This window comes from Streptococcus sp. V940 (assembly GCF_054353495.1).
The window spans coordinates 50,267-65,661 of the sequence record NZ_JBTHHZ010000004.1; the positions used below are offsets into that span (position 1 = coordinate 50,267).

Annotated in this window: 15 protein-coding genes and 1 tRNA gene; all 16 read right to left on the minus strand. The window is 39.9% G+C overall.

Annotated elements, in window-relative coordinates:
- Positions 1–4 precede the first annotated feature (4 nt).
- The gene (locus tag ACXYSM_RS08545) at positions 5–1,063 is read right to left on the minus strand and encodes an AAA family ATPase (RefSeq protein ID WP_458635028.1); all 1,059 of its coding nucleotides are present in this window, start codon (positions 1,061–1,063) and stop codon (positions 5–7) included.
- Positions 1,064–1,304: 241 nt separating this feature from the next.
- Positions 1,305–3,737 (minus strand): ATP-dependent Clp protease ATP-binding subunit, encoded by a 2,433-nt coding sequence (locus tag ACXYSM_RS08550; RefSeq protein ID WP_458635029.1) that lies wholly within the window; start codon positions 3,735–3,737, stop codon positions 1,305–1,307.
- Between the two features lie 6 nt (positions 3,738–3,743).
- Positions 3,744–4,202, minus strand: a complete 459-nt coding sequence (locus tag ACXYSM_RS08555) for a CtsR family transcriptional regulator (RefSeq protein ID WP_458635030.1) — start codon at positions 4,200–4,202, stop codon at positions 3,744–3,746.
- A 225-nt stretch (positions 4,203–4,427) separates the two neighbouring features.
- Positions 4,428–4,730: a DUF7675 family protein gene (locus tag ACXYSM_RS08560; protein ID WP_458635031.1), complete on the minus strand. Its 303-nt coding sequence runs from the start codon at positions 4,728–4,730 to the stop codon at positions 4,428–4,430.
- A 48-nt stretch (positions 4,731–4,778) separates the two neighbouring features.
- Positions 4,779–4,991 carry a hypothetical protein gene (locus tag ACXYSM_RS08565; RefSeq protein ID WP_458635032.1) on the minus strand — a complete coding sequence of 71 codons (213 nt, stop codon included), beginning with the start codon at positions 4,989–4,991 and terminating at the stop codon, positions 4,779–4,781.
- Positions 4,992–5,095: 104 nt separating this feature from the next.
- Entirely contained in the window at positions 5,096–5,824 is a 729-nt protein-coding gene (locus ACXYSM_RS08570) for an ABC transporter ATP-binding protein (RefSeq protein ID WP_458635033.1), read from the minus strand.
- Entirely contained in the window at positions 5,824–6,831 is a 1,008-nt protein-coding gene (locus tag ACXYSM_RS08575) for an ABC transporter substrate-binding protein (RefSeq protein ID WP_458635034.1), read from the minus strand. The genes ACXYSM_RS08570 and ACXYSM_RS08575 overlap by 1 nt, the downstream gene beginning before the upstream one ends.
- A gap of 37 nt (positions 6,832–6,868) precedes the next feature.
- Positions 6,869–7,627 (minus strand): ABC transporter permease, encoded by a 759-nt coding sequence (locus ACXYSM_RS08580; protein WP_458635035.1) that lies wholly within the window; start codon positions 7,625–7,627, stop codon positions 6,869–6,871.
- The gene (locus ACXYSM_RS08585) at positions 7,590–7,880 is read right to left on the minus strand and encodes a thiamine-binding protein (RefSeq protein ID WP_458635036.1); all 291 of its coding nucleotides are present in this window, start codon (positions 7,878–7,880) and stop codon (positions 7,590–7,592) included. The genes ACXYSM_RS08580 and ACXYSM_RS08585 overlap by 38 nt, the downstream gene beginning before the upstream one ends.
- Before the next feature lie 257 nt (positions 7,881–8,137).
- Positions 8,138–9,670, minus strand: a complete 1,533-nt coding sequence (gene cls / locus ACXYSM_RS08590) for a cardiolipin synthase (protein WP_458635037.1) — start codon at positions 9,668–9,670, stop codon at positions 8,138–8,140.
- A 171-nt stretch (positions 9,671–9,841) separates the two neighbouring features.
- Positions 9,842–10,786: a 3-oxoacyl-[acyl-carrier-protein] synthase III C-terminal domain-containing protein gene (locus ACXYSM_RS08595; RefSeq protein WP_458635038.1), complete on the minus strand. Its 945-nt coding sequence runs from the start codon at positions 10,784–10,786 to the stop codon at positions 9,842–9,844.
- 14 nt (positions 10,787–10,800) lie between these two features.
- Positions 10,801–12,063, minus strand: a complete 1,263-nt coding sequence (locus ACXYSM_RS08600) for a F390 synthetase-related protein (protein WP_458635039.1) — start codon at positions 12,061–12,063, stop codon at positions 10,801–10,803.
- Complete coding sequence (locus ACXYSM_RS08605; RefSeq protein ID WP_458635040.1) at positions 12,041–12,856, minus strand: MBL fold metallo-hydrolase; 816 nt, start codon at positions 12,854–12,856, stop codon at positions 12,041–12,043. Before ACXYSM_RS08605 ends, ACXYSM_RS08600 begins: the two co-directional genes overlap by 23 nt.
- A complete protein-coding gene (locus ACXYSM_RS08610; protein ID WP_458635041.1) occupies positions 12,831–13,811 on the minus strand; it encodes an NAD-dependent epimerase/dehydratase family protein in 981 nt (326 codons plus the stop codon). Before ACXYSM_RS08610 ends, ACXYSM_RS08605 begins: the two co-directional genes overlap by 26 nt.
- Positions 13,808–15,082, minus strand: coding sequence for a glycosyltransferase (locus tag ACXYSM_RS08615; RefSeq protein ID WP_458635042.1), 1,275 nt, complete (start codon positions 15,080–15,082; stop codon positions 13,808–13,810). The genes ACXYSM_RS08610 and ACXYSM_RS08615 overlap by 4 nt, the downstream gene beginning before the upstream one ends.
- A gap of 189 nt (positions 15,083–15,271) precedes the next feature.
- A tRNA-Pro gene (locus tag ACXYSM_RS08620) sits at positions 15,272–15,345 on the minus strand.
- Positions 15,346–15,395 lie beyond the last annotated feature (50 nt).

Here is a 15,395-nt window from a genome sequence, read left to right on the forward strand (position 1 = left end):
TCTCCTAATCTGCTTGGTAAATAGCATCGATAGCCACTTTGGCTGCTTCATAATTTCCTAGATAGTCATCAGCTAGATAAATATGAGGGATATTGGCTAGATATTGCTCCCTCATCATATCCAAATGCTGAGAAAAACTATGACGGATATGGTCTTCTGCCATGGTCATGTCTCGAAAACCATCATTGACATAAGAACCGATAGGTTGCACAAAGAGGATTAAATCCCACTTTTCCTTGGCTAAGATGGAAACAAAGAGATTGTCAAAGGTCTCTCCGGACAAGTCCTCCTGCTCTTCGCTTTCCATGTAGTAATCGTAGTAGCCCTTGGTCACTAGTGAGTTGGTATCTGCAATAACTAAGCCTCGATTGGCATTGCTATCAATCAACTTGGAAGTTTGATCATATTGGCCCAAAAGAAGGTAATAATAATCTTTTGGGGTAAGCTCATCATCTCGGACATTATTTTTTATCTGATACTCACGAGCATACTCCAGACTGACTGGCGCATCATAAAAGCGAGCTAAATCCTTGGCTAGAGTTGTTTTGCCATTACTCGCACTTCCCATAATCAACACTTTTTTCGTAAACTGACGGCGGAAAGGTTGAGCGATATATTTCCAATATTTGCTTGGATTTTCACGAATCATGCTAGCCGAAATGCCAAATTTTCTTTCCTGTAGAACAGTCTCGAAACCACGTTCTGACAATTCTTGTTGGTATTCGGACTCTCCTACAAAAAAGATTAGTTCCTCACCAGTCTGGTCATAGGAAATGGCCTGCAACATCTGATCCAACCACTCCTGCCAGCCCATTGGATAGCGTGGAATATTGGTTTCGTCAAGTTTGCAAACAGAGGTCAACTCATCATCTCGAAAAGCTTCACGAATATAGCGAAATCTCTTTTGTAGTGTAAGTCCCACCTGTTCACCACGATCTCCCTGATAACCTGAAACTACCACCCATACAGCATCACATTGACGTTTTGCTCTTTGGATTAAATCAATATGCCCCTGATGTAAGGGAGCAAAGGTTCCAAAAACCACTGCTATTTTCTTTTTCATATCTTTTCAACCTTTTTATAATTTTTTATATTATACCCCGCTATTTTACGTTTGTCAACACTTTTTTATTATTTTTTATAAAAACATTAATACATTATCGGATTTTTTACTTGATATACAAAACTTGATTAGGAGAAATTCGTTTTTAAAACCTTTAAACTAAATGCAAAATCCAAATGCTTATTTAAGTAACAACATTCCAAAAAAAGAGGCTGAAACAATCTGTTCCAACCTCACATTTTTATACAATCTCAAATTTTAACTGACCTGCTTTGACGCCAATCTTCAGTGTCTTCCCTTCTTTCAGTTCACCTGTAAGAAGAAGCTCTGCAAGTTTGTCTTCTACTTCAGTTTGTAGAGTTCTACGTAGTGGACGTGCTCCCATCTCTGGATCATAACCCTTCTGAGCTAGAAGTTTAAGGGCAGAAGCTTGAAGTTTCAAGTCAATTCCTTTTTCTGCCAGGCTTGCAATCAATGGTTTGACCATAATCTTAACCACTTCTTGCATATCTTGACTTGATAGGCTATGGAAGACCACCTTTTCATCAATACGGTTGATGAACTCTGGACGATAAGCCTTTTTCAGCTCTTCAAACATCCGTTTTTCCATATTTTCCTGGTCAAAACGAATATCCTTAGCTCCAAAACCGACCGTCTTGTCATCACGAAGAGCTGTCGCACCAAGGTTTGACGTCATGATAATAATGGTATTTGAGAAATCAACCTTGCGACCCTTACTGTCTGTTAAGACACCATCATCCAAGACCTGCAAGAGAACATTAAAGATGTCTGGGTGGGCCTTTTCTACCTCGTCAAAGAGCAAGACTGAGTACGGTTTGTTACGAACCTTCTCGGTCAACTCTCCGCCCTCTTCGTAGCCTACATAACCTGGAGGTGCTCCATTGAGACGACTAGCTGCGAATTTCTCCATATATTCACTCATGTCAAAACGAATGAGGGCTGACTCGTCATCAAAGAGAACTTCTGCCAAGGCTTTGGCCAATTCTGTCTTACCAACACCTGTTGGTCCTAGGAACATAAAGGAACCAATTGGACGTTTGTTATTACGAATACCAGATTGATTTCGGCGAATGGCACGGCTGATACTAGACACTGCTTGTTCCTGACCGATAACACGTTTATGCAGTTCAGCCTCAAGATTGAGATACTTCTTGGCATCCGTTTGGGTCAATTTTTGAACAGGAATTCCTGATAAGCGACTCAAGGTTGTCAAAATATCAGACTCTTTTACTAGATCTTTATAGACTGGAACTTCCTGCTCTTTTGAAATGAGCTGGGCTGCTTGTTTCCATTTGCCATCCATCAAAGCCTTATCTGCAGGTGTTAAACCTGACTCATCTTTTTTAGCGTGCTTTGATTTATTTTGGACAGTTGCTGCCGCTTCATCCAAAAGATCAATCGCTGAGTCTGGCAAGTGACGACTAGTCAAATAGCGATGTGCCATTTTGACAGCTGTTTCGACTGCATCATCTGTAATTTGGACATGGTGGTGTTTCTCATAAGTTGCTTTCAAGCCCTGTAAGATAGCCATACTATCAGCCACACTTGGTTCCTCAATCATCACTTTTGCAAAGCGACGAGAAAGGGCTGCGTCTTTTTCGATGTGTTTTTGGTATTCTTCCTGAGTGGTTGCCCCAACAGTTCTCAGAGTTCCACGCGCTAGGGCAGGTTTCAGGATATTGGCCGTATCCAAGGTCGAATCAATACCACTTCCTGATCCCATAATGGTATGAAGCTCATCGATAAAGAGGATAACCTTACCGTCTTCCTCGATATCTTTGATGATATTGTTCATACGTTCTTCAAAGTCTCCACGGAAACGAGTTCCCGCAACCACATTCATCAAATCAAGCTCTAAAACTCGCATCTTAGCCATCTCATCAGGTACATTTCCGTTGGCAATTCGTTGCGCAAGGCCAAGTGCCAGAGCTGTTTTACCGACACCTGCATCTCCAACTAGAACTGGATTGTTTTTTGTTTTTCGACTCAAGATTTGAATCATACGAGAGATTTCTTGGTCACGCCCGATGACTGGCTCTAATTTTCCTGAACGGGCTTGTTCTGTAAGATCATGAGTGTAATCTTCCAAACCACCACTTGGAGTTTGAGGCATCCCCATCATATTTGCCATAGAATTTTGCTTATCTGCTGCTGATCTGTGTCGCTGACGCAGAGCCTTCAAATCTTCTTTTGTCCAACCAGCACGCGCTTCAAGACTACGACGAAGCCCTGCAATCTTGACTTGGTCCTTCTGGTCTTCATAGGAGAAACCTGCTTTTTCCAGAATGCGAGTTGCTAGGGCATTGCCATCATGTAAGATAGCGTAAAGAAGGTGCTCAGTCCCCAATGCTTTGGCATGAACAACTGAAGCAATATGTTCCGCTTCTAATAGTAAGACATTTAAGCGATATGAGAAGGGAAGTTCTTGGTAATCTTCCTTGTGGTTATAGTTTGCCTCTGTTAATTCTACAGCGACTTCCTCTAAACGATCAATCTCATAAGGGAATTCGTTGAGAGTGGCTCCAGCAACACTGTAGCTATGATTGGCCATGGCAATAAGTAGGTGCCATGACTCTAGGTAGTCTGCACCAAAGCGACTCGCTACCAGAAAGGCGCTATCGATACATTCTCTCAATGCTTTTGAATATTTCATGTAGTTTTATTTTCCTTTTCTATCAACTTCATGCAACAACTGACGAAGCATATTGGCACGAATACGATCAGCTTCCTCACCTAGAATTCGGTCTGTCCCCGTAGCTAATAATAGATTCATCTCTTGGCGGGTCAAGAGTTCTTGTTCGACTAAGAGTCTTAAGACATCTTCAAAGAATACTTGGTTAACCTCATCATCTACTGAATACAACAAATCACGAAGCATATCATGATGGTTCGAGAATTCAATTCGACCAATACGAATATAGCCCCCACCACCACGTTTGCTCTCAACTAGATAGCCTCTACTCTCTGTAAAACGAGTCTTAATCACATAGTTAATCTGACTAGGTACGACTTGAAAGGTATCCGCTAGCTGGCTTCGTTGCAATTCTACGATACCAGATTGTTCTAAAATCGCCTTGATATAGGCTTCAATATGGTCCGATGTATTTTTAAATTTCATAGCTTGCTACCTCCTTCTTCAACTTTGACCATCTTTGACTATACTATCATTTAAGACTCTATAAGTCAAATTTTAAGGGCTCAAAGCTTGAAAATACTGATTTTCTTAAAAATACGATGGTATTAAGACACCTTGGTTTTTTCTTTAAAGTTCCTTAAAAAGTCCACAAAAAAGAGCCCTAAAAAGGGCCTTGAAAGCAAAAAATCCCCAATCTAAACAAATAGTTCACAACTTTCTATCCGAGAAAAAATCTCTCCAGAAAGGATTTTCTCTATCAAAGATTCTAACTTCTTCTTCAGTCATATTGTGAGGATAATCACGAAAAAGGTTATAAATTTTTTTCTGGTCAAAGCTGAATAATATTTCTCCTCTAACATCTATCTTATCAATCCACCAAACTTTTGATGTCTCAGATTCTTTATAAAAATCACTGTAACCTTCTAGGTTGGACTCTAAAATAAGAACTTCATCCAGTGCATCGGATGAACTTGGTTTATCGCATTCCATTAAGTCGTTATTTAACATCATTCAGGCTCTTTCTATCATGTCTTAAAATAATGTGACCATACTTTTATTTTATGATATTTGTGGAAAAACTTCATCCCATATATCTACTATACTCTTCCCATCAAAAACTTTAGCTTCCATAGCTTCATCAATCGTATTAAACTGTTGACCTTCATAATCATAACCAACTACACATATACTCGATAAAAAACAAGCACCTCGACCATTAACATTAAATTTAAGATCTGTATCTAAATATTTTTTAATTTCATCTTTTTTCATCACATCACCATACGTCAATTATATCACTTTTTATCTATCAGAATTTCTATCCAAAGAAAAAAAAAGAGCTGGCAAAGTATAAACTTCACCAACTCCTTATCTGTCTAATGATTTAAGCCTAATTCCGCTAAGATCTGGCGTTTATAGGCAATTTTTTGAAATTCCTTGTCTTCAGCTTCAGACCAGTCGAGTTTGACTTCTGAAACAATCTGCCCAGGCCGATTTTTTAGGATGTAGATGCGATCGCTGAGATTAAGAGCCTCCTCGATACTATGCGTGATGATGAGTGTCGTCAACTCTAGCTGTTTGTGAATATCGAGATACCAAGCATGAAGTTCCATCTTAGTCATCTCATCCAAGGCACTAAAGGCCTCGTCTAGAAGAAAGAGCTTATGCCCGAAAAGATAGGTACGGAGTAGAGCAACACGCTGACGCATCCCACCACTGAGCTCATGAGGATACTTGTTCCTGACAGCCGTCAACTGAAAGGTAGCAAGAATTTCATCTGCTTTGGCAATGGCTTCTGCCTTGTCCACCTTTTGGATCAAGAGGGGCAAAATGATATTGCCAAGGACAGTCTTGTGTTCCAAAAGTAAATCCTTTTGTAGCATATAGCTCACGCGTCCCTTGGGGTTTTCCTCCCCATCAAGCACAATTCTACCTGACTGGACTTCTAAAATCCCTGCAATAAGGTTAAAGAGAGTGGTCTTGCCTACACCACTGGGGCCTAGGATAGAGACCACTTCACCTGAAGTCACCTGCAGGTTAATATCCTCTAAAATCTTTTCATTGTCGTAGGCATAGCTTACGTGTTCTAGTCTAATTTCTGTCATTATTTTACAAATTCGTTGGTAAATCCTTTATCAGTCAAGTCTTCCTTGAGGATACCATTTTCTTTATCCCATTTGTAGAAGGCATTCCAGCGATCAGCATCAAATTGTCCCCATTTTTCCTTGTCACTTGCATATTCTTTTGACAAGTATTTTTGAGATTCGATGACAAAATCACGTTTATCTTTAAGTTCAGGAGCATTCTTGATCAGAATATCAGCCGCTTCTTCTGGGTGATCCATAGCGTATTGGTAACCTTTTTTGATAGCTTGGATGACTTTACGAGCTTCTTCTTTGTTGTCTTTCAGATAGTCATTGTTTGCGATGATAACTGGTGAGTAGTAGTCAAACTCTTTGACGTAGTCTTTCAAATACATAAAGTTAGCATCAACACCTTGAGATTTGGCAAGGATACCATCCCAACCGTAGTAAATCCAGGCAGCGTCAAAAACGCCATTGGCAATCGGTGTGATCGAGTTTGAGTCATTGTTTGGTACTTTTTCAACCTTCTCAAAGTCTCCACCTTGAGATTCCACCAAGGTTTTCAACATCGCGAGCTCAGTTGGATCATTCCAAGTTCCGTATTTCTTACCAACCAAGTCTTTTGGACTGGTGACATTGTCAGACTTACGAGAGATAATTCCTGATGTATTGTGCTCAACGATAGCTGCAACGGCAGTAATTCCTGCCCCTTTTTCCAATTTCTTAGCCATGTAGTCTTGGAAATAGATTGCAAACGGTGCCTTGCCATTGATCACCAAGTCAGATGAGCTTTCTTCTGGTGGCAATTTCAAGTCAACATCCACTCCAGCTTCCTTGAAATATCCCTTTTCTTTGGCTACATAAAGTCCTGTATGGTTGGTATTTGGTGTCCAGTCTAGGATAAAATCAATTTTTTTGAGTTCTGCCTCTTTGTTGTCCTTAGAAGCTGTTCCTTGGCCACAAGCCACAAGCACGACAGCTAGAAGAGCTGTTACAACCGTTAAAAACACTTTCCATGTTTTCTTCATTTTTATTTCCTCTTTTCTTTTTCTAAAACGCCCTATTTTAAGTACGTCTCCATTTAATCACATATTTTTCACTGATATCGACCAGCTTCATACCTAGAAGGCTGATAAGTGATACCAGAATAATAATAGCAAACATGGTATCATACTGAAACAGTTTCTTTGACTGAATCATGTAGACACCTAGTCCTTCAAATCCTCCTAACCACTCAGATACCACTGTAGTGATAAAGGCATAGGAGACACTGACCCTCAGACCGGCATAAAAGTAGGGCAGACTTACAGGGATTTTAAAATGCCAGAGAATTTGCCAAGGGTTTGCACGCATCAGACTAAATAAGGTCAGCATATCCTTGTCACAATGCCTAAAACCATCCAATATACTAACGATGATAGGAAAAGTAGTCGTCAAGATGATCAAGACAATCTTTGGCAGAATCCCATAACCCAACCATAAAACCAGAATAGGAGCTATGGCAATGGTCGGGATAGTCTGAACAACCACCATCATGGGGTAAATCAAGTCATTGAGCCAGCTCAGACTATCCATAAGAACGGCCATGATACAGGCTATCAAGACACCCAGCACCAGACCTAGTAAGGCCACTCTCAAGGTTGCCCAACTATGGTACCAAAGAAATTCTCTGTCACGAACAAAAGACTGGAGGATTTCAAGTGGTGTTGGCAGGATAAACTTTGGTAAGAGTTTTAAGAATCCCGCCACCTGCCAAACGGATAAGACACCCAAAAATCCTAGTAGGCTAATATGCCGTCTCATTATACTTTTCAAGTTTCTCATCGATGCTTAAAATCTCTCCTACATTTATTTTCACATTGGCAAAGACATTGTCTGCTCCTTGACCAGCTACCTCCAAGGCTTCTTTAAGAATGCGCATGAGTTCATCAAACTCCCCCTCTAAAACTGTTTCAAAGGGTGTCACCACCATGGTCACTCCCTGAGTTTGTAGATAAGCAATGACCTTATCGATTACTGAAATTCGGTCAATCCCCTGTGACAAGGGCAAGACTTGTAAAGCAATGCTTGCCTTCATTAAAACCTCCTTCTAATTTGCGGTTCTTCTTTCTAGTAAAAGAAAAAACCTTCTTCATATATGAAAAAGGTGCATTTTTCGGCCAAGTATCGTTCCCTACGCTGGCATTACCCAGATCAGGTGCGGTCGAAGCTTAACACTTCCTCTCAGACTGTACACAGACTCCCATATATTATATGGACATATGATAACGCAAAAAAAATAAGATGTCAAGGAAACTGCTTACAGAAAAAGAGACGGGTTCCCGTCTCTTTCAATTAAAGCATCGGTGCAAATAACTGCGTGACTTCTTTAATCATCATTTGATACCAAGTAGGATTTATGGTATCCGAGAAAATTTCTTGTGACACTTCAAAAATCTCTTCAAAATCTTGGCGAATATCTGCTATTGACTCTGTTTTGTAAAGCAATACTGCATTTTCATAGTGGTGAACCAAACTACGATAATCTAGATTTATAGTTCCTACAACTGCAAAACGATCATCAACAATCATCTGCTTACTATGGATAAAACCAGGAGTATACTCAAAAATACGTACACCAGCTGATAGAAGATCTGGATAAGCACCTCGTGTTACAAGTTGAATGATCTTCTTGTCTGGTACAAAGGGTGTGACTATTCTCACATCTACGCCTCGCATAGCTGCATTTTTGATATCCTCTGTCAAATCATAATCGATAATGAGATAAGGCGTTGTGATATAGACAAAATCCTCTGCTTGGTTAATCAGATTCTGATACACTATTTTCCCTACCTCAGTTTTATAGATTGGTTTAGGTCCACTCCCATATGGGATACAAAGACCGCCGCCAGATCGTGTCTGGTTTTCCAAATGATACTGATCAAAATCACTGATTTCTCCACGGTTGATGTACCAGTTCATGAGAAATAGTCTGGTAAAGGCTTGAGTCGCCGGACCATCTATCCGAATTCCACTATCTTTCCAGTATCCAAAACGTTCGATATGATTGATGTATTCGTCTGCAAGGTTGATTCCACCAGTATAGGAAATCTGCCCATCAATGACCAAGATTTTACGGTGATCACGGTTGTTATAGGCCACTGTCATACGAGGAACCACCTTATTAAACTTATGAGCATCGATTCCCTTAGAACGCAAATGAACTGTGTAATCTCCAGGCAAAGCCACCATACAACCGATATCGTCATAGAGCATCTTGACCTCAACACCTTGAGCTGCCTTTTCTTCCAGAATCTCGAGCATGCTATCCCACATCAATCCCTCTTTGACAATGTAGTATTCTAGAAAAATAAATTTTTTAGCCCTTTTTAGATCCTCCAGCATCTGCTTCCACATTTCTTCTCCATCTGCGAAAAATTGTGAATCTGTATGCTCATAGACTTCCGCATTGCTATCCATATGTAGCAGGGCATTGATAATCCCATAGGCAGGCTTATCTGTTTCCTGTAACTGCAGATGGAGTTGGTGCCCATTATTCTCATGAAATGCAATAGAATTCAATTCCTGGAGTTGTTTCAGTTCTTTTTTTGATAGTCTTCTCTCACCGAACATAAGATAAAGCAGTGGACCAAACACTGGTACAAAGGTCACAATCAACCAAGTCACTTTGCTTTCAGGTGACATCGAACGATTGACAATCGCTATAACAGTTGCTACGCTGATCAAAAATACAAGAGTCACCCAAATAATCGGAGCAATCTGGCTCATGTAAAGAATAATTCCGAAAACAAGAAATAATTCTATCAAAATAATCGCAATACTAAAACCATACTTGGACATTAATAAGCGAAATTTTCTTATTCCCATATCTCCCTCTCAATTTCTAAGTATACTCCCTAATATACCATCTGAAAACGCTTGTTACCTTCTAGTATACTTAGTTTCATAAAACTTATCAAGTTTTTTCTGTATAGACCGATGGTTCTATCTATAAAATCAATTAAAAGAGCAGGCCTCTTATCTGAGCCTGCTCTCATTTTATAATTTCAAAGCCAACATATTGACCGTCATACCAGCTGCAGTTCCCATCAAGAAAATGGTATCTCCTTCTTTGACATAGCCATGATCGAGTGCATAAGCCAAACCAAAAGGTACCGCAACTGAAACCATATTTCCATAATCAGTAACAAGATTCAGATACTTGTCTTCATCTACACCCAATTTTCCCATGACCAAAGGAAGAGCACGACTAGCTTGGTGAGGAATAATATAGTCTACAGCATCTTTAGAAATACCTGATTTCTCTTGGAATTCTTGGAACATTTCTGGAATGACACGAGCAGAAAGTAAGAGAATTTTCTTACCTTTCATATCAAACATGAAATTTGTCTTAGTCGCTTCAGAGTATTCTTTTGGTTGATAAGAAGTCAAACCTCCACGAATCTCTGTGTCGTGAGCCCCCTCTGACCAAGTGCGTTGGAGACTAGCGATAACTCCTTTGTCCTGATTACTTTTTTGGAAAATAAAGGCTGCCGCCCCATCACTAAAGAGCTCAAAACTCTCTTTTTGCTTTGGATTGAGTCCCAAGCTACCAACTTCACTGGATACAATCAAAACACGGTGGTATTCCCCAGCTTCAATCAAATGGGACATGGTTGATAGAGCAGAGATAAAACTTGTACAAGTCGTATTGATATCCATAGCTGGGATAGAGAGCCCTTTTGCCACACGTTCATGAATCAAGGCAGCCGTACATGGAATAGGCTGAACACCAACCGCACTAGCTGAGACAAGGCAATCAATGTCTTTCATATTCAAATTTGCATTTTCAAGTGCAGCTTGGATAGCCGCTTCTGCCAAATCTAGTTGCGTTTCTTCATTTTCAACCACGCGATGACGAGTCTGGTCTTTAAATTGCACTGTATTTTTTGGAAGGCAAACTCCATAGCCTGCGATTTCTAAATGTCTTTTTACTTCTGTCATAACTTTTTGTCCTTTCATAAACGTTGGATACGTTTGAGTTTACGACTTGTATCCCAATGATAATCTGAAAATTGTATTTCAGGTATTTTAAAGCCTTTTTGTTGCGCCAAGAGTCGAAACTGCTCTGTAATCGCTGTTTCAACTTGCTCGTCCCTCCGACTCAGACAAACTTCCACTAACTTCTCAGAATGTTGTTTGACTTGATAATCTCCAACATTCTCCACAAAGAGAATACAACGTCTGATAAAGTCAGGATAAATCGTTACTTGACCTCCATTCAGCCCTTCAAAGTAGAAAATATCATCAGATCGACCTTCGACCTTGTCAATCCTTGTGTAACGAGATCCACATGGGCAAGGTTCAGGGTTTTCAACCAAAATATCGTTGAGCTGATAGCGATAAACAGGCTGACTGCTTCGTTTAAAGTCCGTTATGACTGGATAAAACCGTCGTTCATCCAGATAGTGTTTTTCTACAAATATGATATCTTCATTGAGATGAAGATTTCCAGCAGAGCAAGTACAGGCTAGGAAACCTTCGGTTGCCTGGTAGACCTGATCAATAATGGATAGAGAAAAAGCATCGGCAATCCGTTCTCGATCACTATCTTCTAATATTTCTGCCACTGAGACGATTTTTTGCGGATGAATCTTTAGCTCTCCTGCTTTTAGGCGCTTGCTCAATTCAATCAACATAGAAGCAGGTGCCACAACGATAGTCGGTTGGTAGCTATTCAGTCGATCGATATGTTCATCTGTATTCTTGAAAATATCAAAGTATTCTAAACGAATGAGCGCCGTATTGATTGTCTGATAGAGTTCATTATCCGCTCTCAGGAAAAAGGCTATGCGGTGTCCAAAAAGTTGACCTTTAGGCAACATCTTGGCTAGAATAGCTGCCGCCCACATGCTTCGCTCTTTTTCAGTCGTGATAAAGAGCCCCCGATGTCCGGACGTCCCTGAAGACAAACCGACAGCTATTTCTCCTTTGAGCTCTGTAAAATTTCGAGTCTTTTCACTTTCGATAGCCAACGCCAAGGCCTCGTCTCGATCCACTCCTTGGGTGTTGAGCTCATTGAAATGGGTCATCATAAAAGTCTTGTCCATATGGTCAAAGTCGCTAGGTACACCATTTTTAAAATAAGGTGACTCACGTCTTAGAAAGGCCATATAAGCAGCTAGTTGCTTTTTTTGATAGTTTTCTAATGCTTCTCGAGACTTAAAATTATGAAACCAACGAGTTTGGATAAACGTTTTAAGAAAGGTTATTTTTTTCATACAAAATCCGCTCAATCCTTTCTACAGGGTCGTGGCTGACTAGCACTTCTATGCCATCTTTAAAAACCTCTTCCAGTAGTTCTGTTCCCTTGATATAGTCAGCCTTGCTATCTTGAACCAAGGAAGGAATCAGGTGCATCTGTTTGGTATAAGGCAAGAGGTCAATTCCCCAACAAAGATCCGCCGCGATAAAGAGATGATAGTCTGGAATAAAGAGACAAGCTTGCCCCTTGGCATGCCCATCTATCGAAGCGACAAGGATACTTCCATCTCCAAATAGATCCTTGGTAGGCCGATAGTTAAAGTTAGCATTTTGCTGATCTGCTTTAATAACTGCCAACCTTTCCTCAAAAGTGGTCGGCAAAAATTCTTTAAAAATTAAATCTTTTAGTTTTGGTTTCTGATATACTTCATACACTTCCTGAGTCAAGATAAAGTTTGCATGAGGAAAGAAGCTAGCCCCTCCCAGATGATCTGGATGTAGATGGGATAGCAAGACATAGTTAATGTCTTCTGGCTTAATTCCTTTAGCTTTTAGCAAATGTGAAATCTGATCCTTTTCCGTCATTTGAACTGGCGTTCCGAGACGATAAAAGCCATAACGAAGTTTCCTCTTAATATCATAGTGATAGCCAGTATCATAAAGCAGATACCCCTTTTCCCTATGCTTGATTAAAAAGACACCTGCTGGAAAAGTCATCTTTCTATTCTTGACACCCTTAAAGAGCAAGCCGGCATAACTAGTACAATACCCTGCTGGGAAATACTCAATGCTTTCGATAATCTTGGACATATTGCTCAATCCCTTCTGAAATACTTATTTTCGGATGATAACCCAGCTCCTTCTCAGCCTTACTAATATCAAGAGTCTGACTATAACGAAGCAGGTAATAGGTATAGCGTGTCAGGGCTGGCTCCCCTTTAAGATTCAGAGTCTTATAAAGAAATTCTAAACTACTGGCAATTCCCGATAATAGAGATGCAGAAATTTTTCTATATTTGATTGGATAACCCAAACCTGTCAAGCTTTCCTCTAGCAAATCCCTAAAAGCTCTTGGCTCCCCATTAGTGATGTTATAGATATCACCCTTTGCTTCTGGAGCTTCCAAAGCTAAACGAATTGCTAAAGCTACATTTTCCACACAAGTCATATCCATGAGCTGACGCCCATCTCCAATCAAAGGAATTCCTATTTTTTGACTAAGATTGATCACCCGTGGCAAAATACTGGTATCCCCAATCCCAAAAAGTCCACGAGGTCTCAAAATAATACTAGGAACATCTGGATAATCTTTAAAGAGTTTCTCCGAAGCTAATTTACTACGGATATAGTTATTGAGATTGTTTTCCTCTGGAGCATCACTTTCTTTGATAGCCAATTGATCCTTAGGAGCAGCATAAATACTTGGCGAGGATACGTAGACTAAGCGCTGAATCCCAGCTTGACGACAAGCTTCGAGAACCGTTTTAGTCCCTAAAACATTGGCCTGATAAAAATCTTCCCACGGGCCCCAAACTGTTGACAGAGCTCCCGCATGAACGACCATATCCATCCCCTTACAAGCTTCTCCCACATCCTCAGCTTTGGTTAGGTCCCCTTGAAAAAAACTGACCGAAGAATTCTCTAAGGAGTGACCAACTTTTCTATTTCTACCAAAAGCTCGGACCCGATAACCATGCTCGACTAATTCTTCTACAACATATTTACCCAAGAAACCTGTCGCTCCAGTTACTAAAACTGTTTTCATTTTTCTTTCTCCTTATCCGCTAGCAGACGCTGAATTTCACTCTCCAAAATTTCCGTCGGATGATAAGATTGCGCAGTCTGGCGCAAAGTCTCTAATTCCGGCCAATTTTCTTTAGCTAACAGTTCCTCAAAGGCTTGTCCAATGGCCTTGCTATTATCTCTCTTAGCTTTGAAAGCAATACCGGCCTCAACCCCACGAACGGCATAATCAAATTGATCATAATCATGAGGTAATATCAAAGCTGGTTTACCATAAATAATGCATTGATAAAAAATCCCAGCTCCACCATGATGAATGACATAATCCATCTGAGGTATATACTCCTTATAAGGAAGATAAGAAACAACGGACAAATTCTCCATGAGATTCTCACATTGAAAAGCTTCTCCACCAACACCGCGAGTCACAAAAAAGTGACAATCCGGATGAGTTTTCGCAAGTTGCTTAGCTTGATAGATAAGGTTCTCTTTAGCCCAAGCTAGCTGTGTCCCACAAGTTACCAAAACTTTCTTTCGCTCTATAAAAGGAGTTAAATCTAAAGGATAATCCTCTCCAGCCTCAACTGAAGCCCCTGATGGGCCCACCCAACGAAAATGCTCTGGAAATCCCTTTTTAAGTTCTAATTCTTTCATGCCAATGGCAAGAATGGAATAAGGAGAATAAATTGTCTCATGACCGAGTTGGTTATATAATTTAAATTTATATCTCTTTAAGCGATCACGGAATGAAAAAAATACAATACGTTTCACTATACGAGTTGCTTTTCTCCCCAGAAATTGTATTGTAGCCTGCCAAGAATTCTTTGGACTACCCATGCCACCAATTAAACACGGAGGACCATCAGTAGTTTCTAAAACAAATTGTGTAGCCATGGTAGTTATCCAAGGGATTTCAAGTTGATTAGCCACCAAACCACCAGACAACGTAATAAAATCAGCAATAACAATATCTGGTCTATTTTTTCTCCATTCTTCTAATAATTGATCTGAAACTAAATTAATTAAGTCAATACTAGCAGAGAGTTGATGATAGGCTGATAAAACTCCTAGTTGCTGAACATTATTTGCTGCACGTTCGAAATCCTCAATGTGATCTTCTAATATAGGAACAACAGTGAAACCTGCGGCCTCAGCCACTTCTTTTTTTTGAGGACCAGTGAATAAACGAATCTCATACTGAGGATTATGAAGCAAAGGAACTAATAAATTCATTGTTGGATATAAATGTCCACTTAAAGGGACAACTACAACATCAATTTTGATTCTTTTCATATGTCTAGGATACCAAATTTTAAAAAAAAGAACTATCGATAAGATAATTCTTTACACATTTATTAGTTTTGACATGAAAAGATAACGAAACATTAAAAAAAATGAAATGTAGAATTGCAGATAATAATAATCAAAATCAAATATAAAAATAAAAAAAAAGGCAATTGCCTCAATTTAAGTATTGACCAATCGGGAAGACAGGATTCGAACCTGCGACACCTTGGTCCCAAACCAAGTACTCTACCAAGCTGAGCTACTTCCCGAGTTAAATTGTTAATGCACCCTAGAGGAGTCGAACCTCTAACCGCCTGAT